At 55.6% G+C, this 22,698-nt stretch carries 22 protein-coding genes; 10 read left to right on the top strand and 12 right to left on the bottom strand.

Annotated features, from left to right (window positions below; translation table 11 throughout):
- Positions 1-15: 15 nt before the first annotated feature.
- From Q1B13_RS19335 to Q1B13_RS19315, 5 genes are read left to right on the top strand one after another with little or no spacing between them, the layout of a single operon-like run.
- On the top strand, positions 16-1,269 hold the full coding sequence (locus Q1B13_RS19335) for a sarcosine oxidase subunit beta family protein (protein WP_299083118.1): 1,254 nt from the start codon (positions 16-18) through the stop codon (positions 1,267-1,269).
- 14 nt (positions 1,270-1,283) lie between these two features.
- Positions 1,284-1,550, top strand: a complete 267-nt coding sequence (locus Q1B13_RS19330; protein ID WP_299083116.1) for a sarcosine oxidase subunit delta — start codon at positions 1,284-1,286, stop codon at positions 1,548-1,550.
- Positions 1,547-4,342: a 2Fe-2S iron-sulfur cluster-binding protein gene (locus Q1B13_RS19325; RefSeq protein ID WP_299083114.1), complete on the top strand. Its 2,796-nt coding sequence runs from the start codon at positions 1,547-1,549 to the stop codon at positions 4,340-4,342. Before Q1B13_RS19330 ends, Q1B13_RS19325 begins: the two co-directional genes overlap by 4 nt.
- Positions 4,335-4,943 (top strand): hypothetical protein, encoded by a 609-nt coding sequence (locus Q1B13_RS19320; RefSeq protein ID WP_299083112.1) that lies wholly within the window; start codon positions 4,335-4,337, stop codon positions 4,941-4,943. Before Q1B13_RS19325 ends, Q1B13_RS19320 begins: the two co-directional genes overlap by 8 nt.
- Positions 4,944-4,971: 28 nt before the next feature.
- The gene (locus Q1B13_RS19315) at positions 4,972-5,661 is read left to right on the top strand and encodes a TetR/AcrR family transcriptional regulator (RefSeq protein WP_299083110.1); all 690 of its coding nucleotides are present in this window, start codon (positions 4,972-4,974) and stop codon (positions 5,659-5,661) included.
- Here the strand turns inward: Q1B13_RS19315 and Q1B13_RS19310 are convergent.
- Positions 5,658-6,137 (bottom strand): Lrp/AsnC family transcriptional regulator, encoded by a 480-nt coding sequence (locus Q1B13_RS19310; RefSeq protein WP_299083108.1) that lies wholly within the window; start codon positions 6,135-6,137, stop codon positions 5,658-5,660. The two genes, Q1B13_RS19315 and Q1B13_RS19310, sit on opposite strands and share 4 nt — an antisense overlap.
- 92 nt (positions 6,138-6,229) lie before the next feature.
- Here Q1B13_RS19310 and Q1B13_RS19305 point away from each other — a divergent pair, with 92 nt between their 5' ends.
- The 4 genes from Q1B13_RS19305 to Q1B13_RS19290 are packed head-to-tail and all read left to right on the top strand — an operon-like array spanning position 6,230 to position 11,730.
- Positions 6,230-7,435, top strand: coding sequence for a methionine gamma-lyase (locus Q1B13_RS19305; RefSeq protein ID WP_299083106.1), 1,206 nt, complete (start codon positions 6,230-6,232; stop codon positions 7,433-7,435).
- Between the two features lie 22 nt (positions 7,436-7,457).
- Positions 7,458-8,774 carry an aminotransferase class I/II-fold pyridoxal phosphate-dependent enzyme gene (locus tag Q1B13_RS19300; protein ID WP_299083104.1) on the top strand — a complete coding sequence of 439 codons (1,317 nt, stop codon included), beginning with the start codon at positions 7,458-7,460 and terminating at the stop codon, positions 8,772-8,774.
- Positions 8,774-9,325 (top strand): OsmC family protein, encoded by a 552-nt coding sequence (locus Q1B13_RS19295; protein WP_299083102.1) that lies wholly within the window; start codon positions 8,774-8,776, stop codon positions 9,323-9,325. The genes Q1B13_RS19300 and Q1B13_RS19295 overlap by 1 nt, the downstream gene beginning before the upstream one ends.
- Positions 9,326-9,348: 23 nt before the next feature.
- On the top strand, positions 9,349-11,730 hold the full coding sequence (locus tag Q1B13_RS19290; protein WP_299083100.1) for a 1-deoxy-D-xylulose-5-phosphate synthase N-terminal domain-containing protein: 2,382 nt from the start codon (positions 9,349-9,351) through the stop codon (positions 11,728-11,730).
- 117 nt (positions 11,731-11,847) lie between these two features.
- Here Q1B13_RS19290 and Q1B13_RS19285 read toward each other — a convergent pair whose 3' ends face one another.
- The 9 genes from Q1B13_RS19285 to Q1B13_RS19245 form a co-directional block, all read right to left on the bottom strand.
- Positions 11,848-12,516, bottom strand: a complete 669-nt coding sequence (locus Q1B13_RS19285; RefSeq protein ID WP_298934614.1) for a DsbA family protein — start codon at positions 12,514-12,516, stop codon at positions 11,848-11,850.
- Between the two features lie 26 nt (positions 12,517-12,542).
- Positions 12,543-13,166 (bottom strand): glutathione S-transferase family protein, encoded by a 624-nt coding sequence (locus Q1B13_RS19280; protein WP_299083098.1) that lies wholly within the window; start codon positions 13,164-13,166, stop codon positions 12,543-12,545.
- Between the two features lie 4 nt (positions 13,167-13,170).
- Positions 13,171-13,533, bottom strand: coding sequence for a hypothetical protein (locus Q1B13_RS19275; protein ID WP_299083096.1), 363 nt, complete (start codon positions 13,531-13,533; stop codon positions 13,171-13,173).
- Between the two features lie 31 nt (positions 13,534-13,564).
- Positions 13,565-14,032 carry an SDR family oxidoreductase gene (locus Q1B13_RS19270; protein WP_299083094.1) on the bottom strand — a complete coding sequence of 156 codons (468 nt, stop codon included), beginning with the start codon at positions 14,030-14,032 and terminating at the stop codon, positions 13,565-13,567.
- 4 nt (positions 14,033-14,036) lie between these two features.
- Complete coding sequence (locus Q1B13_RS19265) at positions 14,037-14,987, bottom strand: pyridoxamine 5'-phosphate oxidase family protein (protein WP_299083092.1); 951 nt, start codon at positions 14,985-14,987, stop codon at positions 14,037-14,039.
- A gap of 24 nt (positions 14,988-15,011) precedes the next feature.
- The gene (locus tag Q1B13_RS19260) at positions 15,012-15,398 is read right to left on the bottom strand and encodes a nuclear transport factor 2 family protein (RefSeq protein ID WP_299083090.1); all 387 of its coding nucleotides are present in this window, start codon (positions 15,396-15,398) and stop codon (positions 15,012-15,014) included.
- A gap of 27 nt (positions 15,399-15,425) precedes the next feature.
- A complete protein-coding gene (locus Q1B13_RS19255) occupies positions 15,426-15,857 on the bottom strand; it encodes a nuclear transport factor 2 family protein (RefSeq protein ID WP_299083088.1) in 432 nt (143 codons plus the stop codon).
- 69 nt (positions 15,858-15,926) lie between these two features.
- Positions 15,927-16,313 (bottom strand): DUF4440 domain-containing protein, encoded by a 387-nt coding sequence (locus Q1B13_RS19250; RefSeq protein WP_298934620.1) that lies wholly within the window; start codon positions 16,311-16,313, stop codon positions 15,927-15,929.
- Between the two features lie 4 nt (positions 16,314-16,317).
- Positions 16,318-16,626: a hypothetical protein gene (locus tag Q1B13_RS19245; RefSeq protein ID WP_299083086.1), complete on the bottom strand. Its 309-nt coding sequence runs from the start codon at positions 16,624-16,626 to the stop codon at positions 16,318-16,320.
- A 99-nt stretch (positions 16,627-16,725) separates the two neighbouring features.
- Here Q1B13_RS19245 and Q1B13_RS19240 point away from each other — a divergent pair, with 99 nt between their 5' ends.
- Positions 16,726-17,628: a LysR family transcriptional regulator gene (locus Q1B13_RS19240; protein WP_299083084.1), complete on the top strand. Its 903-nt coding sequence runs from the start codon at positions 16,726-16,728 to the stop codon at positions 17,626-17,628.
- Between the two features lie 140 nt (positions 17,629-17,768).
- Here the strand turns inward: Q1B13_RS19240 and Q1B13_RS19235 are convergent, their stop codons facing one another.
- Positions 17,769-19,379: an FAD-dependent oxidoreductase gene (locus Q1B13_RS19235; protein ID WP_299083082.1), complete on the bottom strand. Its 1,611-nt coding sequence runs from the start codon at positions 19,377-19,379 to the stop codon at positions 17,769-17,771.
- A 175-nt stretch (positions 19,380-19,554) separates the two neighbouring features.
- Positions 19,555-22,698, bottom strand: coding sequence for an efflux RND transporter permease subunit (locus tag Q1B13_RS19230; RefSeq protein ID WP_299083080.1), 3,144 nt, complete (start codon positions 22,696-22,698; stop codon positions 19,555-19,557).

Here is a 22,698-nt window from a genome sequence, read left to right as displayed (position 1 = left end):
CACAAAGGACACACAATGTCGCGCCACTATTCGGCATTTTCGGTCTTTCGCGAAGGTTTGCGGGGCCACAAGGGCTGGGCTCCGCTCTGGCGGAGCCCAGCCCCCAAGGACGCCTACGATGTAATAGTCATTGGTGGGGGCGGCCATGGTCTGGCGACCGCTTACTATCTGGCCAAAAATCACGGTGTGCGTAAGGTCGCCGTGATCGAGAAAGGTTGGTTGGGGGGCGGCAATACCGGTCGAAACACGACGGTGATCCGGTCGAATTACTTCTATCCGGAAAGCACCCAGCTCTATGATCTGTCGGTCAGTTTGTATGAAAAGCTCTCAAGGGACATCAATTACAACGTGATGTTCTCGCAGCGTGGAATGATGGTATTGACCCATTCCGAGGCCGAGATGGAAATCGCTTCGCGCACTGTAAACGCGATGCAAATTAATGGAGTTGATTCTGAACTGCTTGACGTCAAAGACGTGCAGAAGAAAGCACCGATCCTGAATTACAGCAGTGACGCCCGCTATCCGATCCATGGGGCCATTTACCAAGGGCGCGGTGGCACTGGGCGCCACGATGCGGTGGCCTGGGGCTACGCCCGTGCAGCTGATCAGCATGGCGTCGACATCATTCAGAATTGCGAAGTCACTGGCTTTCTGATCGAAGGAGGTATTTGCAAAGGCGTCGAGACCACGTTGGGCAAGATCCGTTCGGAACGCGTCGGGGTTGCTGTGGCTGGGCATTCCTCGGTGCTGGCCGAAATGGGGGGGTACAACTTGCCCATCCATTCATATGCCCTTCAGGCCTTCGTCACCGAGGCGATAAAGCCGGTGATGGATACCGTAGCCTTCTCACCAATGACGGGCAGCTACTTTAGTCAGTCCGACAAGGGTGGGCTGGTGATTGGTGGCGGGTTGGATCGTATCCCGTCATATGCCGAACGTGGCAATACGCCAATGCAGGAAACGGTTCTGTCAGGCATCATCGAGATGGCACCCGCGTTGGCCAAAGTCAAACTGCTACGTCACTGGGCGGGCAATGTGGATGTCAGCCCGGACAGTTCCCCGCTCATAGGGCCTTCAGGCACCGAGGGTATCTACATAAACTGCGGTTGGGGCACGGGTGGGTTTAAGGCGATCCCGGGTGGTGGATACGTCTTTGCCCATTTGCTTGTGACTGGCCAACACCACGACATCAGCCGCCCCTTCGATCCTGATCGTTTTCGCACCGGTCGCCTCCTGGACGAGGCCGCTGGTTCAGGCATTGCACACTGAAGAAAGAGAAATGAATGCAACGCTTCCCCTGTCCATTTTGTGGTCTTCGCGACGAACGAGAATTCCGTTTCGCGGGTGAGGCCGGAAAAACACGTCCTGACACTACTCAAGAGGTCAGCGACAAAGAGTGGGCTGACTACTTGTTTTTTTGCAAAAACGCAAAGGGTCCAACCCGCGAGATCTGGGTTCATACAACCTGTCAGGAATACTTCGTTATGGAGCGCGACAGCGCCACGATGGAAGTTCTGGATACTACGCCAATGCGGAAGGATGTGGCATGACCGGGCATCGCATCGAAACGCGCGGGTTGATCGACCGCTCAAGGCCACTCAGCTTTCGCTTTGATGGCAAAACGTATCATGGCGTTCAAGGTGACACCGTCGCGTCCGCGCTGCTGGCGTCCGGTGTTCGCATATTTGGCCGCAGCTTCAAATACCACCGGCCACGCGGTGTTTGGGGCGCGTGGTTTGACGACCCGAACGCGGTTGTCGATATCGAATTTGGCGGCATCGCCTATCCCAACTGTCAGGCGACCACAACTCAACTGATTGAAGGAATGGTGGTCCGCTCGGTCAATGCCTGGCCAACGGCGCAGAGAGACCTCAAAGGCGTACTGGATTTCGCACACAGGTTCCTACCTGCCGGATTCTACTATAAAACATTCATGTGGCCAAACTGGCACCTGTTTGAACCGATAATCCGGAGAATGGCCGGGATTGGCACGCTTAGCGCAGATGTCCAGGACAACTTTGAAGCGACCATATTGCACGATCACTGCGAAACACTGGTCATAGGCGGTGGGCCCGCTGGACTAATGGCAGCGCGAACCGCTGCCAAAGCTGGCAAGTCGGTCCTGATGATCGATGATCATCCCGAATTTGGCGGCAGCTCTTATCGCTATCCCAATGACACCGCTGACGCGCCGTCTTATTGGGTTGATGAACAGCTATATGCGATTGAGGATGCCGGTGGTCGTGTTCTGAGCAATACCAGTGCGATTGGCGTCTATGATCACCAGGCGATTTCGATCTTAACGGATCGCGGAGTTGGAGTTGCGCCTGTCGTTCGAAAATTGCGTCCTGAAAATGTCATCGTTGCCACAGGCGCGGTGGACCGCCCTATCACCTTTTCAAATAATGACCGCCCTGGTGTAATGTCACTGGATGCAGGCGCGGAGTTTCTTGCCCGCTATGGCATCCTGGTCGGGCGTCGGATTGCTATCCTGACAAATCGCCCGGACGCCGCAAATGTGGCTGCACAACTGGAAAACGCTGGTGCAAATGTGGACTTGCTCGATCCGAAGTCGGGTGCAGCTAAAACAATCGGGGCTCAGGCTATCAAAGGTCTCCAACTCTCCGGACAAACCCACGCTTGTGATACGATCCTGGCGTCAGCCGGGCTCACACCGTTGGTTCATCTCTGGCGCCATGCAGGCGGGAAGTTGGACTGGGATGACGGTCGACAGACATTTGTGCCCTCCACCGGACCGGATTGGATGCGTGTGATCGGCGCCGCGAACGGAACATTTGAAAGGGACGCGCTTGAGGAGGAAGCGAGAAGCGCAGCCCTCAATGCTCCATCGCCCAAGCGCCGGATCTATAGCATACCGCCCCTGCTGCCCGATACGAGCAACACTGAGGGGCGTCAGTGGATTGATTTCCAACACGATGTCACGCTCAAGGACGTGGCGTTGGCCCATCGCGAAAACATGGTCTCTGTCGAGCATTTGAAACGCTATACCACCCTGGGCATGGCAGGCGATCAGGGCAAGACGTCCAATATCGCCGGACTGGCAGCCATGGCTGAGTTGAAGGGCCAGAAAATCCCGGAAGTAGGTACCACCACGTTCCGCCCACCTTTTGTGCCCGTTCCGCTTGAAGCCTACCGAGGTGCGCATCGCGACACACAGGTTGCGCCGCTCAAACGGTTGACGCTTGAGCCTGAGCATCGCGCTCTTGGAGCCGCACTTGGAGAATATGGCGGCTGGCTGCGCCCCGCTTGGTATGGTGAGGACGATGAAAAAAGCGCCGTGACACGTGAATGTCTGATGGCCCGATCAGCGGCTGCGATCATGGATGGCTCGGCCCTCGGTGCAATCGAAGTGATCGGCCCCGATGCGCGTGCTTTTGTGAACTTCATCTACTACAACACAATGTCTAACCTGAAACCGGGCCGCATCAGGTATGGGTTTGTGCTGACCGAGGGCGGACTTGTCTTTGACGATGGGGTCATGGCTTGTGTGGACGACACGCGTTTCATCATCTCATGCTCATCATCACATGCGGATGCGGTTATGGCGCATCTCGAACACTGGCGGCAGGACAGTTTCGATCCCTATCGTGTCCATATCCATGATGCCTCGCAAAATTGGTCCACCGTGACGATAGCCGGGCCAAAGGCGCGCGCCATTGTTGAAGAGCTCGCTGTCTTGGACACGCTGGAAGAATTTGCACATATGTCACTTAGACTTGGCGCATTCGAAGGTGCTCCGGCCCGTGTCGCGCGGGTCAGCTTCACCGGGGATACCAGCTTCGAGATATCAGTACCCAACAACGCCGTCTCAGGTTTGTGGCAACGGGCTATCGCCGTTGGCAAACCTCATGGGGCTGGCCCTGTAGGGGCAGAAGCGCTGATCGCATTGCGCGCCGAAAAAGGATACATATTGGTCGGCAAAGACACCGAAGGTGAGACAATGCCCCATGACCTTGGCTTTGGTGCCCCTCGCCTCCGCAAGTCGGCTGCCTTTGTTGGTGACCGGAGCCTTCACACCGATAATGCCAACCGAGAGGACCGCAAGCAGTTGGTAGGCCTCTCAGTAGACAACGGTGAACCTTTGCTTCCTGTCGGCGCGCACATCGTTACGGGACAAGGTTCTGATCGGCGTTCGCTAGGATACGTAACGTCGAGCCACGACAGTGTGGCATTGGAACGCCCGATCGCACTTGCTCTGGTAACCGGCGGTTTGGCGGCCATGGGTGAGAAGGTAGAAATCAGTCATATGGGCAGTTCCCGCCATGCAACAATAACGTCCTCTTGTGCGTTTGATATTGAAGGAGTTCGGATCGATGCGTGATGATCGCCACAAATGGCCACCGGCTTTGGGTAATGCCCGCCCTGAATTGACAGGAGAAAACATCGAAGCCCGCCTTGTTACATTGAAACGACAAACTGTGATCAGTGGTGCGCTTAACGACTGCCTCGCGGCCTGTGACATGGATGCTGCGACCGCAGGCGGAGCAGATCTTGCAGTGGGGGACGTTTATGCATTGCGTCAAAGACGCGATCGTCTTTTGGTCGTGAACGGGCTGTGTTTGACTGATGGATGGCATGCTGACCGAAACATAGCCGTCTCAGACTTCAGCGCGGCATACGCGGTGATATCCCTTGCCGGACCAAATGCGGAACGACTGATCGCAACTGGGACGGAATTTGTGGGTGACTCTCCATCGCCCTCAGTTTCACGGCTCTGGCACGGGTTTGGCACGCTTCTCTATCGCCATAATCAACCTCAGAGCTATCGAATGCATGTTAGAGCTGCCCAACTGGAAGCCGTGTGGGAAATGATCGGGCGGCAAGTTTCAGCATTGGATAGTGCTTCAGATTTGGTATTAGCCCGCGAAGACCTAGCTAACGAGACCCGTTACGATGGGCTTTGTCAAAGGAAAGCAAGCTAGTCAGCAGATTTATGGATTGGAAACCTAATTGAGCGCCAAGAAAAGAGCACCAAAGGCAGGGTCTATTTCCGCAGAGGACTGGATCTCAGCGTCGCGGGAGGTGTTGATCAAACGTGGCATCTCGGCTGTCAAAGTAGAGCCGCTGGCGCGCAAGCTCAAAGTGACGCCCGGAAGTTTTTATTGGCACTTCAAAAACCGAGATGCTCTGTACCGCGCTCTGCTGAAGGATTGGTTGGCGACCAACGTTCACCCTTTTTTTGAAGCACTTGAAGAGGCAGCTGATGAACCCCGCGCCCAATATCTGGCACTGGCCTATGTCTGGGTTCTGAGCCCCCAATTCGATGCCCCGCTTGATGTGGCGGTTCGGGAGTGGAGCAAAACATCAAAGCTGGCAGCGCGCACCCTGCGATTTATCGATCATAAACGGATTTCGCTCTATCAGTGGGTTTTCGAAGGATTTGGTCACGACGCGATGTCGGCGTTGGTGAGAGCGCGCACGATGTACTATCACCAGATCGGCTATTACACGATGCGAATTGAAGAAGATTCCGACAAGCGGCTTATGCAAATCCCGTACTATGCAGAGATCATTGCTGGCGATACCTGGTTGAGACATCTGACAACGCCAGACGAGATAAGGTGTGCGCTGGCCGAGTTTCCACGCCGCGAAAGCTTGGCTGACCGGATGGCGCGTCGTCCCTTGTCTTCCGTAGACTAAACATCAAGCTCAGGGAAAACCTGCGTTTTCTTCACAATACCGTAGACAAAACTGGTATCGATTGACCTGATGTGCCCAATTTTATGCAGGCGCTGCCGGACGAACCGCTCATAGTCTTCGAGATCCGAGACCACAACCCGCAACAAGTAGTCGGCGGCCCCCGTCATAACGTAGCATTCGAGAACTTCCGGGATGTTACGTATTTCTTCTTCGAACAGACCGACAACACTTGCCGTATGCCCATCTAATGTCACGCGGACGAAAATAGTGATCGGAAGACCATAAGCTGCGGAGTCAACGTCGATGCTGTAACCTCTGATTACCTCTTTCTGTTCGAGGTTTCTAAGCCGTCTCAAACAGGGCGACGGTGACAGGTTGACCGCTTCTGCCAGATCGAGATTCGTTATTCTCCCGTTCTCCTGCAAGGCTCGGATCATCTTGCGATCTGTGGCGTCTATTTTCGCTGGTTTTAGCATAATATTCCAACTGAAGTTATTATAAGGGCGAAGATAGCAACCTAATGCCCTCCGATCTATCCTAAAGTGCCATGCAATCAGGAGGGCTTCTCATGAAGAAAGACATTGCCGGCTTTTCAACACGCGCCATCCATCACGGGTATGACGCCTCAGAGCACCAAGGGTCGCTGAACCCGCCCGTCTATCTGACCTCAACCTTCACTTTCGACACTGCTGAAGCTGGCGGTGCGTTGTTCGCTGGAGAACAGGAAGGACACTTCTATAGCCGCATCTCAAACCCGACACTCGATCAGCTTGAGGAACGCATCGCCAACCTGGAAGGCGGCGAAGCCGGGCTGGCCACTGCGTCCGGCATGGGTGCGATTACTTCCGTCTTTTGGACCTTCGTCGAGGCTGGCGATGAAGTCATCATCGACAAAACGCTTTATGGCTGCACGTTTGCCTTCCTGAGCCACGGGCTGACTAAGTTCGACGTTAAGGTCACACCCGTAGATCTTACCGACCCCGCAAATCTGACCAGTACGATTACTGACCGCACAAGGATTGTGTATTTCGAAACACCGGCCAATCCCAACAACCGTCTTGTGGACATCGAGGCCGTTTCTCGGATCGCACATGCAAACGGCGCAAAGGTTGTCGTCGACAACACTTACGCGACGCCCGTACTGACACGTCCCCTGGAACATGGCGCGGATATCGTTCTGCATTCGGCCACGAAATATCTGGGCGGTCATGGTGATCTGGTGGCTGGCCTCATCGCTGGCTCCGCCGACGATATGAAGCAAGTTAGGCTGGTCGGACTGAAAGACATGACAGGCTCGGTCATGTCTCCGTTCACAGCGATGTTGCTCTTGCGGGGATTGAAAACGCTCGAACTGCGGGTCGAGAGGCACTGTCGGTCGGCGATGCAAATCGCAAAAAAGCTCGAAGACCATCCGGCGGTCGCGATGGTGCACTACCCGGGTCTCGATAGTTTCCCGCAAGCTGATCTTGCGCGTCGTCAGATGTCGGACTTTGGCGGCATGATCCCATTTGAGGTCGTCGGCGGCAAGGAAGGCGGTATCGCCATGATGAACCGCCTGAAGCTCATTCAGCGAGCGGTTAGCCTTGGTGATGCGGAAAGCCTCATCCAACACCCCGCAAGCATGACCCACTCCACATACACGCCTGAAGAACGCGCCGAGCACGGCATCGCGGAAGGCCTCGTTCGCCTCTCTGTCGGGTTGGAAACCCTGGACGACCTGATCGACGATTTGATGGCGGCCCTGTCTCAACACAACGCCATTGCAGCAGAATAGCACGCCCTGACTGGAGGATAAGATGACTAAGAAACCACTTTATGGCGATGCAACCAGCCAAGCTGCGACACGCAAAGTAGGCGGCTGGATCGACGAACTGGACCGCGCGCGCAAATCCGGACCGTTTCTGGATGCGCATCCGATGGACGGCATGGGCATGTCGACCAAGGCTGTTCATGCTGGCACACATGACGACCCCCGCACCGGCGCCGTAGGGACACCGATCTACCAGACCTCGACCTTCATCCTGCACGAGGAAACTTATGGATCTATCGAGGAAGGGTTTGGCCGGGATCGTTTCATCTACACCCGCTACGGAAACCCATCGCAATGGGCGGTACAGGAAAAACTCGCAACACTCGAAGGCGCCGAAAGCGCGATCGTGTTCAGCTCAGGTATGGCGGCAATCACGGCCGCGGTTATGGCTCTTGTCGATAAAGGTGCGCATGTAGTCGCAGCCAGCGACCTTTATGGAGGCACCTATAACCTCTTTAATCAGGAATTCCCGTCGCTTGGCATGTCTGCCACCTTGGTGGACAGCTATGATCTTGAAGCAATCGAAGCGGCGATCCAGCCCAACACCCAGATCCTCTATTTCGAAGTGATCACCAACCCGGTTCTGAAGGTGGTGGACATCCCTGCCCTTGTCGAGATCGCCAAGCGTCATAACCTGCGCCTGATCGTTGATAGCACTTTTGCCCCTCCCCCGGTTATGAAGCCGCTGGAATTGGGTGTGGATCTGGTGGTGCACTCGGCGTCGAAGTATCTCAATGGCCACTCTGATCTCATTGCCGGTGTGGTCTGCGGTCCGCGCAAGCTTGTGGACATGATCTGGCCACGACTGCTGAACTATGGCGGCTCGCTTGATCCACACGCCTGCTTCCTGCTGGAGCGTGGTCTCAAAACGCTCGACATTCGAATGAAGGCACACGAGGCCTCGGCGACTGCGTTGGCTGAGTTCCTGGAAACCCATCCCGCCGTGGAAAAAGTGCTCTACCCGATGCTGCCCAGTCACCCCGATCATGCCCGTGCCAAGGAATTGATGAAGATGGGCACTGGCAACGTCACCTTCTTTGTCAAAGGTGGCGATCAAGCGGCTCTCGACCTGATGGATCATCTGCGACTGCCAAAACAGGCAACCAGTCTTGGCGGCATTGAAAGCCTCATCAGCCTGCCCTTCAACTCTTCGCAGGCCACTATGACGACGCGGCAACGCGCAGATATCGGCATCTACCCCGGCTGCGTCCGCCTGTCTGTCGGAATCGAGGACGCAAACGATCTGATCGCCGACTTTGACCAAGCTCTCAACGCCATCCCTGTCATGAAAGGTGCTGCTTAATGCGCAACTCTATCCCAACCGCTGCCCTGAGCGAATTCGTCAATGAAGTTTCGGGCGATCCTGAAGAGGGCCTGATGAGCTACGGCATCGAGATCGACTGGGAAAGCGGCACACGCGCCCGGTCGTCGACCAAACCGATGTTGGTTGGCCCACACAGAGTCAGCCGCTCCTTTACCTGGAAGGCGGATGAACCGCGTCAACTGATGGGCAATAACCATGGACCCAACCCACAGGAACTGCTGCTATCAGGCCTTGGCTCTTGCATGATGGTTGCGTTTGTGGCTGGTGCCACGGCGGAAGGCATTCAACTGGAATCGGTCAAGATCGACTTTGACGGCACGCTGGATCTGCGCGGTTTCATGGGTCTTGGCACCAATGCGCCGGTGGGCTTCCCGGAAATCCGCTATACGATTCACGTGACAGGCGACGGCACCCCGGAACAGTTCGAAGAGCTGCACAAAAAGGCCGTCGAACACAGCCCCAACGCACAAACGATCATCAATCCAGTCTCTCTGTCTGGCGAGATCGTCACCACAGAGATAGAAGACTAATACCCGACATGGGGAGCTTTGCCATGACCGCTTCGCTTACGCATCTGAAAACCATCGAACAGCTTCTGCTGTGGCATTCACACTGGATGATCCATCACGCTAACCACGTCCGACCCAAAGTGGACGGGATCAAGATCGGCGGGCATCAGGCATCATCCGCCTCGATGGTGTCGATCATGACGGCGCTTTACTTCTCCGCACTGCGACCAGAAGACCGGGTGGCCGTCAAGCCCCATGCCTCACCCGTTTTCCATGCAGCCCAATACCTGATGGGCAACCAGACCCGCGAAAAATTGGAAGATTTCCGGGGTCTGGGCGGCGTTCAGAGCTACCCCTCGCGAACCAAGGATATTGACGACGTTGATTTCTCCACCGGTTCTGTGGGTTTGGGCGTCGCAATTACCTCATTCGCTTCGATTATTCAGGACTATATCGCCGCAAAAGACTGGGGCAAAGATTCCCCTATGGGCCGCATGGTGGCGCTTGTTGGCGATGCAGAATTAGACGAAGGCAACATCTACGAGGCCTTACAGGAAGGTTGGAAAAACGACCTGCGCAACACCTGGTGGATCATTGATTACAACCGGCAATCGCTCGACGGGATTGTTCGTGAAGGTCTGTTTGAGCGCATCGAAAAAATCTTCGACGCTTTTGGCTGGGAGGTCGTTAGCGTCAAGCACGGCGCACTACAGCGGGCTGCATTTGAGGAACCGGGTGGCGAGAAGCTTCGTGACTGGATCGATGCCTGCCCGAACCAGGAATACTCGGCCCTGACCTTCATGGGCGGAGCTGTATGGCGCGAACGGCTCATGGATGATCTGGGTGATCAAGGCGATGTCTCCGCCCTGATAGAACGGCGCAGTGATGACGAACTGGCCGCATTGATGGAAAACCTCGGCGGCAACTGCGTTGAGACAATGGCCGACACTTTCGATGCCATCGACCACGACCGCCCAACCTGTTTTCTTGCCTATACCGTCAAAGGCTGGGGCACACCCATCGCAGGCCACAAAGACAATCACGGCGGGCTGATGAACAAAACCCAGTTTGCTGAATGGCAAAAGCACATGGGTGTCACCGAAGGTCAGGAATGGGAGCGGTTAGCTGGGGTGGATAATGCTGCCGAGTTGGAACGATTCCTGAAGACCGTTCCGTTCTTCGCGGATGGCCCGCGCAGGTTCAGCGATGCGAAAGTGCCGGTTCCTGCCGTCGAGTTCAGCAGTGATCGCGAAATCTCGACCCAGGCGGCCTTTGGCAAAATTCTTGATGATCTGTCCAAAGGCGACAGCGAACTTGCGGCGCGCATCGTCACCACATCACCCGACGTGACCGGGACCACGGGCCTTGCCTCCTGGGTCAACCGGCGCAAACTCTTTGCCCGATCCGAACAGGCGGATGCCTTCATTGAACACCGTATTCCATCGACAGCGAAATGGGCGTTTACGCCAGAAGGACAGCATATCGAACTTGGCATCGCTGAAATGAACCTGTTCCTGCTGTTGGGGGCCGCTGGTCTTTCACATTCTCTGTTTGGAAAACGTTTGTTGCCCATCGGCACGGTTTACGACCCTTTCGTCTGCCGTGGCCTCGATGCGATGAACTATGCCTGCTATCAGGATGCGCGCTTCATGATCGTGGGCACGCCATCGGGCGTGACGCTTGCGCCCGAAGGCGGTGCCCACCAATCCATCGGTACGCCGCTCATCGGAATGAGCCAGGACGGGCTGGCCGCATTTGAACCGGGTTTCGCTGATGAGCTGGCGGTGATCATGGAATGGGCATTCGACTACATGCAGCGGGATGGCGAAGGCGATCCTGATGAACGGACATGGCTGCGCGATGAGACTGGCGGCAGTGTCTATCTACGCCTGACCACCAACCCTATCGAACAGCCTGGAAAACGGCAAGATGACGCCTTTCGACAGGGGGCCATCGATGGGGCCTACTGGTTGCGCAAGCCGGGGCCCAATTGCGACGTTGTTATCGCCTATCAGGGGGCGGTGGCTTCTGAAGCGATAAAGGCGGCGGGTATCATCGGTGAGGGTCGGCGTGACGTTGGTGTGCTTGCGGTCACCTCTGCGGACCGGCTTAACGCAGGCTGGACTGCTGCGCAGCGGGCCCGTTCACGTGGCACCGCGCATGCCCGCTCCCATGCCGAAACCCTGATGGGCGAGCTCCCACCGCATTGCAAGATCGTCACCGCCATCGACGGCCACCCGGCCACTCTTGCATGGCTTGGGGGAGTCGCCGGGCACCAGACGATCTCGCTCGGGGTCGAGCATTTTGGCCAAACCGGAACCATTGGCGATCTCTACAAGCACCATGGGATTGATGCCCGCTCGATTGTGGAGAAGGTGCAAGGGTTGACGCTAGGTCGTCACATCCGAATTCACGCTGCAATGTGATGAGCCTGTTGTCCTTTGACAGATCGCGGCTCTCCTAAGGGAAACGTTTGTGAAGCAGACCTGTCGTGGCCCAACCGCGGCCACGACAGACGGCTTCAAGGCTTGCTGAACGCCGAATTAGCTCGAAACATTACCCATTTCATTAACCGCAGCGGTCTTGACGATCTGCTCGAACCGCGCACGGAACGCCTCTGACTCATATTCAGAGTTGATCTGGCCAAGCAACGTGTCGTCCTCGGAGAAGATGAGGATCGTCGGATAAGACTGAATTCCTAACGACGCTGACAATGCATAACTCTCATCAACGGCAGGTGTTTCCTCGGTGGCAATAACAATCGCATCCGTATCAAGTTTCGGGAAGCCGTGAGCCTCACATATCTCGTCATATGTTGCAGCGAGGTTTAGATCCTTTCCGTTCAGGAAGTGCTCGTCTTGCAGGATATGTGCAAATTCCAATGCCCGGTCCGGGGCCAGGTCCTTCATTTGCAGGATGGCGTGGCTGGGCGGAGCCGAGATGCTGAGAGGTGCGTCCTCTTGTTGCAACATATCGCGGAACGGTTGACCGATTGCGCGCCCTGTCACGCGCGTCATTTTGATCTCTGCCTCGGCGATGTATTCAGCCATATCAGCGTAGCTTCCAACCCGGTTCCCTTTGACCAGACCGCCGGGAACGATATCGATTTCGACATCAGGATGCGACTTCACGAAAGCATCAAGCGTCGGCGTAAAGCCAAAACACCATCCGCACAGGGTGTCATGTCCGTAAATGATCTTGATCTTGCTCATGGCAAATCCTTTGCTCCGGGACAGATTCAAGCGGATGAACCCATGATTTCGGCGACGGACTGGATTCTCACAAATCCGTCCAGAGCTTCGATCCGAGCAAGCCATTCACGGGCATTCGGATAGTCAGCCAGCGATACGCCTGCTTCCTCGACCGCAGCGATGTAACCGTAGTTGGCCACATCCGCGATAGTCGGTGCATCACCTGCCAGCCAGTCGTTATGCGCAAGACGCGGTTCGAACATGATTCTCATCAAGTTGTGTGTCTTCTCAACCGCTCCGTCATAATCAATAGCCGCGCCGAAGAATTTGGAGATGCGTGCACCACACGGGCCTTCGAATACTTCTTTGACACTGGTGGTCAGCCATTCCTGAACCTGCGCCGCAATGGCCGGGTCTGCGGGTAACCATCTGCGGTCGGCGTCGTGCTTTAACGCCAGATAGGTCAGGATAGACGTGGAATCCCGCAGAACCACATCTCCATCCACCAGCGCAGGAACCTGACCCATAGGGCTGATATTCAGATAGTCAGGTTGCTTATGCGCGCCGCTTTGCAGATCCACAACGACCACCTCATGATCAACGTTCAGTAGCGAAAGCATGGCAGTTGCCCGATGGGCATGACCAGACAGAGGGTGTGTGTATAGCTTCATCAGATTATCCTTGTTGGGTGAAGTGGTTGCGATGATCTGACTCCCAGTCCGCAAAAGATGTCAGTTTCAGGTTGAACCGCGTTTCAATATGCGAGGGATCGGGCTGGAATTGATCTGGATTGGCCTGCACGCCGCCATACATGCCCGCGACATGAGCTCCCGCCAGCACGCCAAGCTGACGCGCGAACTCTGGTGCCGTCATGACATCGTATGCAAGGCTACGCCCGAGCACCTCCCCCATGATATCAGCGAGCTCCTCAACATCCAGGGCTGCAGGTCCACCAAGAGGCAAAACCTCGTTGGGAAGATCGCTTTGGAGGGCCCTATCTGCTAAGCGGCCAAAATCGGCAGCTGCGCCCCATTGCATCTTGAAACGGCTCGGTGTCGGATATGGCAGCTTACCCTGCGTGATTCCCTTGACAGTCCAAGGCCCAAGCAGGTTCTCCATGTAAGTAATCGGCGCCAGCCCAAGAAAGGAAAAGTCGCCTTCCTGCAGGGCACGCAGCACAACAGCGCCGGTCTCGGTCTCCGATGATGGGTCCACCCGTGTTCCAAACAACCCGTTCAATGCCCGCTTCTTTCGCGGCCTGCAGAGCATTCAATCCATAGATATTGCGATCATCATTCGGATCCGTGATGAGCGGTACGTGCAGAAATAAGGCATCCTGCCCCTCGCTCGCGCGACGCAGCGCGTCCAGATCACTCATATCGCCTGTGACAGCATTGACGCCTGCGGCTTGCCAGCGTTCTGCGCCATTCGTAGAGCGGGTAAAGGCCCGCACCTGGTGACCCGCATCGACCGGTGCCTGAGTGCCGGCCGCCATCTGTGAACCATTTGCGCCATAGGCAAGAATCCTGAGTGTCATGGGTTCAGTCCCCCTGGGGCCGTGGCCTGAGTTCAGGGCTAACCGGCGATGCTTCGATGAACCGCCAAATAAGTGCTGTGCTGGCCGTCTTTCGTGTGACACCGGTTATTTCGACACGCAGAAGTTTTTGCGCGCCGGGAAAACGTGAGACCTTATCAGCGTCTTCAATGAGGCTTGCGCTCCCATGAATATGCAGCTGATCCCCGGTCTCAAAATCCACGAATAGAAGCGCTGCTTTTGGGTTCAAAAGAAGATTGCCAAAGGTGTTGTAAAGGTCATTGCCCTTGTAGTCGGGGATCGTAATCTGAGATGCTGTATCCACTGAAATAAAGCCTGCTTGACCGCCGCGATGGTTTACGTCGACACCTTCGTAAGGCGCGTTCGATCCATCGCGTAAATAAGACGCAATGAAGAAGGTGTCCGCGTTTATGATCAGGTCAGCATCAACAGGTGCCAACATGGCGGTATGTGTGATCCCGATGCGTCCGGATGATTGATTACGTTCGGCAATTTCACGGAGGTTGATGTATTTAGGGCAATTGCCGTAGCTCTGCACGACGTTGATGTTGATCGACATCTCGTCAATGGCAGAAATTCGGCCATGCATCCGATTGCGTCGGCGGTTTGATAGGTCAAGCCCCAAGACGCCGACTGGCTGGCCGATATCCAACGCATCAAATTCGCGAATGTCTTGGCGAGGGCCCGTTCTGACAATCAGCGTCTTGGGGTCTGGAGAGGAAGCAAACCCAACTGACCCAGTGACGATGGAGGCGTGCGCCAGACCCCGTTGATCCACAGTTCCCAAGAAGATGTATTCCAGCTCCTCAAAAAACTCACGATGCTGATCCGGTATGAAGTCTCGCATCAAATGCTGCGTCATCACGTCGATTTTCGCGCGCATGCCGGCATGGTTTTGCAGGCGCAGTTCACCAGCGTGGAAATGCTTGTTGGTCATGGAAAACCTCTGGGCTTGCGTGGATCAAGAAACTGTGGGCGGGCCGTTCGGGCAGTCGATCAAGTAGCCCCAGCCTCCATTTTCTAGTTTTTTCGCAACTTCCATGGATTGTCCTTCGGCCATGACCGTTCCATCGGGCCCGATCACCCTCCAGTTGGCGCGCAACATGGCCACTTCGCCATTGATCACCTCGCAGAAGACATCGCTCTTGATCTCTGGTTTCAGGTCCAGGAAGCCTTCAAAGGCCTTCCGCGCGCCCTCTACCCCCATGAGTGGTGGCTGGTCCGGTGGAAAGAAGATCTGACAGTCAGGGTGAAAGAGCGACGTGATGCCCTCAAGATCGCCTTCTTGAAGATAGGCGCTGACACAATCGGCGATGTCGCGGGGGCGTTTTGCAATATGTTGGGTCATGTTGAAGATTGTCCTGTTGATGAGTGATCAGAAGTCGAAAGAGCCAACGTCGCGCGCACTGTCGGGGAGCCAAGTTTCCTGGATGTGCAGCCAAGTGACGGGGCTGGTCATCTTCATCAAGACGCTGGTGACACGGGCATTCTCGCGCTCGGATTGCGTGGCGCCCACCTGCCATTCGGTGTAGGTGGCCATCACCAGATCCCCGACTTCCCGTCGGATGGTCACGTCGCGGATTCGAATACGGAAACCCTTGTTCGTCCCAAAGTCTCTATCGAACCCGCCTTTCAGCATCTCTCCGGTCAGGATGTGACCTTCTGGTGGGATGAACACGACATTTTCGTCCAGGCGCGACAAGAACTGTGATCCAAGCTGATCACGGTCAGCTGTCCCGTTGAACCATTCGGTGAAGAATTCATGCAGATCGACGATCTCTTTGGTGACGATTTCGAGCGTGGACATGTTGGTCTCCTGCAAGATGTTGAAGGGACAGAGAAGAGACCACGCCGGGTTCGACGCGGCCAGCGTGGTTTATTCGGGGCCGTTGTTGTCAATGTCGAGGAACATCTTCCACGCGCCGGTTTCATCGCGTTTGTATCCAAGCACCAACCGACCTTCTGGTTTTTTGACTTCGCCGGTATCGCGCATCTTCATGGTTCCGTAGAACCGGCCGGACACAATGGCCGTGTCACCGTAAAATTGCAGGTCTTCGATGTCGTAGCCCGAGGTGATCTCTGCTGCAGCAATACGCGGGTTGTATTTGTCACGGATCGCCTGGGTGCCGACGGTCACGGGCTGGCGTTCATTGACCGTCATGACGTCTCGGTGGCATGAGGCCACCATCCGCTCGATGTCGCCACTATCGAGGCCATTGTTCCATTCGTTGATGGCGGCTTGGATTTCTTCACGTTCAGTCATGGTCTTACTCCGGTGTTTTTGGTTGATGGATTGTGAAAAACTGGCCAACGATCATCTCTTCGATCTGGCCAAGGAACGCCTTGGTCGCAGGGCGTTCGGCAAATTGGGGCCTCGCGCGCTTTGTCGTCTCGTGATCCGGGAAGGTGAAAATGTCAGCGTAAAGCGTGTCACGCGACGGGTCGGTCGTAACCAGCGTTTCCCAGGATGTGACGCCCTCAAGCGCTACAAAGTCAGCGCGTGCGGCCTCGCGGATGGCATCAACCTCAGCTCCCTCTTTCATCTTGAGAACGAAAATCTCGGTGATCATGGTCATGGAAGGTTCCCTGCTTCTCTGGCTTGTGGAGAACTTAATCCGCTGATATCGTAAGGATAACCGCCTATTTGCCTGACACTCTGATCGGATTATCGAGCAATGAGCCAGAACAATTTCGGAGAAGTCCGCGTCTTTGTCGAAGTTGCACGCCGCGGCGGATTCCGCGCCGCAGCTGAACATCTGCACCAAGCACCTGCATCAGTGAGTGAGGCCATCCAACGCTTCGAGGATCGGCTTGGTGTACGTCTGTTTGAACGATCAACCCGATCAGTTGCCTTGACCCCAATCGGCGAGCAGCTTTACGCACGCAGCCTCCCGGCCGTCACGGATCTCGAAGGCGCACTTAGCGCTCTGGACGAAGAAAAAGACCAGGTAAGCGGCACACTGCGCCTTTCAGCGCCGTATAGCGCAGGCCCATTCTTTCTTGACGATTTACTTGCAGAGTTCGCCGCAACCTATCCGACCGTCCGGGTCGAAGTCATATATGATGATAAAAAGGTGGATCTTCTGACCTCGGGCATCGATGCGGCGATAAGGTCGCAGACTATGATGGCCGCAGATACACACGCATTACCTGTTGGGCCAGAACTCAACATGACGATCGCTGCGTCGCGCAGCTATCTCAATGAACGCGGCACGCCAAGGCACCCGAGTGATGTTTTGGCTCACGACACGATCTGTTACGCCTTCGGTCGCGGCGACCAGCTTGCTCCTTGGGGATTCACAGGCCCAGAAGGAGCCTATGTTATGCAGCCCAAACCAAGGATGGTGGCAAATGACATGCGTTCGCTGCTGAGTTACGCAGCCCATGGGCTAGGCCTCGCCTATGTCTATGGTGAGATTGCAGCACCTTACGTTGCCAATGGTGATCTTGTGAAGGTTTTGGGCAAACATCTTGCACCTATGCCCCGCTACTCGATTAACTATCAGAGCAAGCGTCATATGCCGCGTCGGTTGCGTGCGTTCATAGATCTAGCCAAGACCCAAACTCGCTTGCAGTAGACGGCGAGAGAAACCTCGTCCGCCACAAAGTATTCGGACTTGAGCCAGCGCCTATCGAATAGCCGCTGAAAGCTGCGGGCATACGACGGGCTATGTTCCGCTACGAGGCAACGGAACTGGTCAGAAGAACATCACCATGTTCAGATTTGCAGGTAATCCCAAGCTTGAGATATCACCACCGATCCCTCCCCCACAGCAGAGGCCACGCGCTTGACCGACCCTGCGCGAACATCGCCTACGGCAAAAACCCCGGGGCAGGAAGTTGCAAAAGATGATCCTGCACCGGCCTCATTACCCGTAACTACAAAGCCGCGCGAGTCCAGTTGGCAGCTTTGCGACAGCCACTCAGTGTTGGGTGCAGCCCCGACCATTACAAAGGCGGCGCTGCAGTCGAGTTGCCAGTCTGATCCGTTACGCTCAATGATGACACTGGACATGGCTTCGTCCCCGAGAAGTGTCTTTAGCTGGGAGTTGTAGTGGATGGTGACCGCTGGGTCGGCCTCTAACCTTGACAGCAGATAATCGGACATCGACGCCGCTAAGCTCTCTCCTCGCACCAGCACATGGACATGTTTTGCCGATCGCGACAGATACATCGCTGCCTGCCCGGCAGAGTTGCCTCCTCCCACCACGACCACATCCGTGCCCTTGCAATAACGCGCTTCCATTTCGGTCGCCGCATAATAGATGCCCAAGCCTTCAAAATCTTTCAACCTTTGCAGCGGCAGACGCCGGTACTGCACCCCCGTGGCGACTACAACAGAGCGTGTTCGCAGCTTTTGTCCATCATCCAGCGTTACACAAAATACTCCGTCAGATTCCGGTTGCAGTTGGGTGGCCTGCTTCGGGCGGACAAATCGGGTGCCAAACTTCACGGCTTGGACTTCACCGCGCCATACAAGGTCTGCGCCTGAAATCCCTGTAGGGAAACCCATGTAATTCTCGATCCGGCTAGATGTACCTGCCTGACCACCGACTGCAAGGTCTTCTACAACAATTGCAGACAGCCCTTCGGCGCCGGCGTAGACCGCGGCCGCTACTCCGGCCGGACCACCTCCCACAATCAAAACATCTATGACCTCGCGACAATCGTACGATTGCTCAAGACCAAGTAATCGTGCGACCTTGGCCGGAGTCGGATCGTCAACAACCAAGCTGTCGCCAAAGATTACCGCCGGTTGGTGCCCCGTCAGGTGGCAGCTTCTCGCAACATCACTGGCGTCCTCAGAACCTAAATCCATCGTCTGGAACGGGATCTTGTTTCGAATTGCAAACTCCTCGATTTGCCGGATGTTGCGGTTCAGGTTTGCACCGATCAGCTTCAGAGAGCTGTCGTTGTCTTCGATCTGACGTCGGCGACGCGCAGAAAAAACAGTGATGATGATATCGGACATTTCTGGAATGCGAGACATTGCGTCCAGCATTTTCTCACGCGGAACAGAGATGGCACGCGTGCTTTCGCGTGCACGCATCGGCAGGGAGTACACCCCACCACTGAGAAACGCGATCTCTCCCAGAAACTGGGTCGGCCCAAGAGACGTCGGCAAATAGGCCTCTCGAGTGTGCGGATCAATCACTTCTACCCGGCCTTCGACAATGTAGATGAACTGGTCCATTGGATCACCAGCCTCGGCGATCATTTGACCCGCTTCGAAACTCACTTCAGTGCCTAACGCTTTCAACGTTTCTACGTGGCTCTGATGCAATGGTGTTCGCGTCATTTCGCGAAGATCGGCCGCCAGGCTTTCCATGTCAGGCTCTCCTAAGAAAATGGGTCTTTGGCATTAACTAGCAGTCAGTTCGAGATTTTCACTTGTTCCAGTGGCGCCATTTCTTTGGTCTTAGATCCGCTGGCGATATGTATGCTGATGCGCAAATACGAACATCCTTGCGCCACGCAAAAAAGGCTGTCGCACGGCGGTAAGTTCACACCGTCACTTGTCGACCTGGGAAAACGGTGCGCAGGGCAACATAGAAAACAGGTGTGAAGAACAGCCCCAGCAAAGTCACACCCGACATGCCAAAGAACACGGTTGTTCCAAGAGCCTGCCGCATCTCTGAACCGGGACCGACTGCGATCATCAAGGGCAGAACTCCGAGTATGAATGCAAAAGCCGTCATTAATATCGGACGCAGGCGCAATTGGCTGGCTTCGACGGCGGCATCAATAGCTGTCAAACCGCGTTCCTCCTGCGCTTGCTTGGCGAATTCCACGATTAGGATCGCATTCTTAGCCGCAAGGCCTACCAGAACAATCAACCCCACTTGTGTCAGGATGTTGTTATCCATCCCTCGAAACATCACCCCCAGCATCGCGCCCAACACGGCGAGTGGGACAATTAGGATAATGACAACTGGGAGCGCCCAGCTTTCGTATAGCGCCGCCAGAAATAGAAACGCAAACAGCACCGAAAAGGCAAAAATATAGGCCGCCGTGTCGCCCTGGTTGCGTTCCTGCAAGGCGAGTTCGGTCCACTCATAGTCCAAACCGGGTGGCATGACGGCTTCGGCGAGGTTTTCCATTTCCAGCAATGCCTGGCCCGTCGAGACGCCGGGCGCTGGCGACCCCTGTACCGGAACCGACACCTGCTGATTGTAGCGTTGCACCAAGGCCGGGCCTGCAGTTTCGCGAACCGTGACCAAGGTCCCTAATGGAACCAACGCACCCGTCGCAGAGCGGACCCGCAGACTTCGAATATCACTCTGGCTTAGGCGGAACGGCTCATCCGCCTGCGCACGCACCTGAAACAGACGCCCAAAGGCATTGAAGTCGTTCACATAGGCTGAACCGAGGTTTATTGAGAGCGCTTCGAATACCTCTCCAATGGGGACATTGAGCATTTGCGCCCGAACGCGATTGATCTCGAGATAGAGCTGGGGCGATCCGGAAGAAAAGGTCGTGAACACGCCCTGCACCTTGTCCGACTGGCTTGCGCTGCCCATAACGGAGTAAGCGGATTGTAGCACCCGGGACATATCCGCGCTTTCAAGGTCCTGAAGCTGCAGCTTGAACCCTCCACCAGTGCCAACCCCACGAACCGCCGGAGGTGCGATGGCGATGATGAAGGCTTCGCGCAGGGACTGCATCCGACCAAAAAGCTGGCCCACAATAGCACCTGCAGTGAGCCCGCTTTTTTGGCGATTTTCAAAGCTTTCGAACGTGGTGAAAATTACACCCTGATTGCTCGCGTTGGTAAAGGTCGCTCCTGAAAAGCCCGCAAACGCCACGGCATTTGTAACCCCGGGTGTTTCCAATGCAATCTCGGTCGCTTGTTTGATGATATCGTCGGTCCGGTCCAGTGCTGCTCCGTCTGGCAGTTGCACCACAACGATGGCGTATCCTTGGTCCGCTTCCGGGATGAATCCGGTCGGCACCTTAGTCGTGATCCAGTATGTTCCGCCAATCAGTCCGGTAAATACCAGCAACACCATGCTTCGCATCCCACTTGAACTGGCCAATGTGCGCACACTGCGACCATAGGCGGACGCCATCGCATCAAACCCCTTGTTGAATCCATTGCTGAGCGGGTCGGTGACAAATGCCAGAGGGTTTCTTGTTGGAACACCCACATTTGGCTTTAAGATCACAGCAGCCATGGCCGGTGAAAGGCTGAGCGAATTGATGGTTGAGATCACCGTCGCGACGGAAATCGTGACAGCAAATTGCCGGTAGAATTGGCCAGTGATGCCTGGAACCAGCGCGGCTGGCACGAAGACGGCGATCAATACCAGTGTCGTCCCTAGGATCGCATTTTGGACCTCGTCCATTGTGCGCGCAGAAGCATCCCTGGGAGACATGCCATTTTTGATGTTTCGTTCGACATTTTCGACCACAACAATCGCATCATCCACGACGATTCCGATCGCCAGAATGAGCCCAAAGAGCGTCAGCAAGTTCAGCGAGTACCCAAGTGCCAGCATCACGGCAAATGTCCCGATAAGTGATACCGGAATGGCGATCAACGGTATGATTGCCGTCCGCCAGCTCTGCAAAAAAACAACGATCACGACAACGACCAGCAATACGGCTTCAAACAGTGTTCGATAGACCGCGTTCACCGAGGCTTCGATAAATTCCGTGGGGTTGTAGACCACCTGATACTCAAGCCCGGCAGGGAAATCCTGTGACAGTTCTTCAACCACGGTTAGGATCTCGTCTGCCGACGCCAATGCGTTCGAGCCCGGTCGCTGAAAAATGCCAAGGGCCACGGCTGGCTTGTTGTTCAGGTAAGAGTTGGTCACGTAAGACCGCGCTCCGATTTCGACCCGCGCCACATCCCTCACCCGCACGACGCGCCCGTCGTCGGTCGACTTGACGATAACACGACCGAATTCGCGCGGATCTTCCAACCGGCCTTGTGTTGTAAGTGTCACCTGAAAGGCGCTGTCCGTCGCATTGGGGGGTGATCCAAGCGAACCGCCTGAAACCTGAACATTCTGTTCGCGCAGCGCCGCGACAACGTCTCCTGACGTCAATCCGAGAGAGCCAAGCCGATCCGGATCCAGCCACACGCGCGCCGAAAACTCTCGCTCACCGAAGATAATCAGATCACCGACACCATCAAGGCGCACAAGGCGGTCCCTTACCCGCGAGCGGGCGTAGTTGGACACATAGAGCTGGTCGAAAGTTTCGTCCGGCGACAGCATGTGGATCACCATCATCAGGTCAGGTGAAGACTTATTGGTCGTGACGCCGAGCGCTCTGACTTCTTGCGGCAAGCGCGGTTCTGCAATGGCAACGCGGTTTTGGACAAGAACTTGGGCAGCGTCGAGATTGGTACCCAGTTCGAACGTGATCGTCAGCGACATACTGCCGTCTGCCGTCGAATAAGACGACATGTAGAGCATACCTTCAACACCGTTGATCTCTTGTTCAAGCGGTGTCGCGACCGTGGCGGCAATTGTTTCTGCATCCGCTCCGGGATAACTCGCCCTGACCACAATCGATGGCGGTGCGATTTCCGGATATTGCTCGACGGGTAGTTCGAAATACGCGAGCAATCCCACAATAGTCGTTACGACCGCGACAACGATCGCAAAGATGGGGCGGGTGACAAAGAAACGTCCCAT

Source organism: uncultured Ruegeria sp. (genome assembly GCF_947489545.1).
Taxonomy (GTDB): Bacteria; Pseudomonadota; Alphaproteobacteria; order Rhodobacterales; family Rhodobacteraceae; genus Ruegeria.
The sequence above is the reverse complement of the archived record's forward strand: the minus strand, read 5'-3'. Positions and strand labels throughout refer to the sequence as shown.

Excerpts from the sequence above, each read along its gene's own strand:
- Q1B13_RS19335 (WP_299083118.1), top strand. The coding sequence starts at position 16 with ATGTCGCGCCACTATTCGGCATTTTCGGTCTTTCGCGAAGGTTTGCGG.
- Q1B13_RS19330 (WP_299083116.1), top strand. The coding sequence starts at position 1,284 with ATGCAACGCTTCCCCTGTCCATTTTGTGGTCTTCGCGACGAACGAGAA.
- Q1B13_RS19325 (WP_299083114.1), top strand. The coding sequence starts at position 1,547 with ATGACCGGGCATCGCATCGAAACGCGCGGGTTGATCGACCGCTCAAGG.
- Q1B13_RS19320 (WP_299083112.1), top strand. The coding sequence starts at position 4,335 with ATGCGTGATGATCGCCACAAATGGCCACCGGCTTTGGGTAATGCCCGC.
- Q1B13_RS19310 (WP_299083108.1), bottom strand. The coding sequence starts at position 6,137 with ATGCTAAAACCAGCGAAAATAGACGCCACAGATCGCAAGATGATCCGA.
- Q1B13_RS19305 (WP_299083106.1), top strand. The coding sequence starts at position 6,230 with ATGAAGAAAGACATTGCCGGCTTTTCAACACGCGCCATCCATCACGGG.
- Q1B13_RS19300 (WP_299083104.1), top strand. The coding sequence starts at position 7,458 with ATGACTAAGAAACCACTTTATGGCGATGCAACCAGCCAAGCTGCGACA.
- Q1B13_RS19295 (WP_299083102.1), top strand. The coding sequence starts at position 8,774 with ATGCGCAACTCTATCCCAACCGCTGCCCTGAGCGAATTCGTCAATGAA.
- Q1B13_RS19290 (WP_299083100.1), top strand. The coding sequence starts at position 9,349 with ATGACCGCTTCGCTTACGCATCTGAAAACCATCGAACAGCTTCTGCTG.
- Q1B13_RS19285 (WP_298934614.1), bottom strand. The coding sequence starts at position 12,516 with ATGAGCAAGATCAAGATCATTTACGGACATGACACCCTGTGCGGATGG.
- Q1B13_RS19280 (WP_299083098.1), bottom strand. The coding sequence starts at position 13,166 with ATGAAGCTATACACACACCCTCTGTCTGGTCATGCCCATCGGGCAACT.
- Q1B13_RS19275 (WP_299083096.1), bottom strand. The coding sequence starts at position 13,533 with ATGCAATGGGGCGCAGCTGCCGATTTTGGCCGCTTAGCAGATAGGGCC.
- Q1B13_RS19270 (WP_299083094.1), bottom strand. The coding sequence starts at position 14,032 with ATGACACTCAGGATTCTTGCCTATGGCGCAAATGGTTCACAGATGGCG.
- Q1B13_RS19265 (WP_299083092.1), bottom strand. The coding sequence starts at position 14,987 with ATGACCAACAAGCATTTCCACGCTGGTGAACTGCGCCTGCAAAACCAT.
- Q1B13_RS19260 (WP_299083090.1), bottom strand. The coding sequence starts at position 15,398 with ATGACCCAACATATTGCAAAACGCCCCCGCGACATCGCCGATTGTGTC.
- Q1B13_RS19255 (WP_299083088.1), bottom strand. The coding sequence starts at position 15,857 with ATGTCCACGCTCGAAATCGTCACCAAAGAGATCGTCGATCTGCATGAA.
- Q1B13_RS19250 (WP_298934620.1), bottom strand. The coding sequence starts at position 16,313 with ATGACTGAACGTGAAGAAATCCAAGCCGCCATCAACGAATGGAACAAT.
- Q1B13_RS19245 (WP_299083086.1), bottom strand. The coding sequence starts at position 16,626 with ATGACCATGATCACCGAGATTTTCGTTCTCAAGATGAAAGAGGGAGCT.
- Q1B13_RS19240 (WP_299083084.1), top strand. The coding sequence starts at position 16,726 with ATGAGCCAGAACAATTTCGGAGAAGTCCGCGTCTTTGTCGAAGTTGCA.
- Q1B13_RS19235 (WP_299083082.1), bottom strand. The coding sequence starts at position 19,379 with ATGGAAAGCCTGGCGGCCGATCTTCGCGAAATGACGCGAACACCATTG.
- Q1B13_RS19230 (WP_299083080.1), bottom strand. The coding sequence starts at position 22,698 with ATGGGACGTTTCTTTGTCACCCGCCCCATCTTTGCGATCGTTGTCGCG.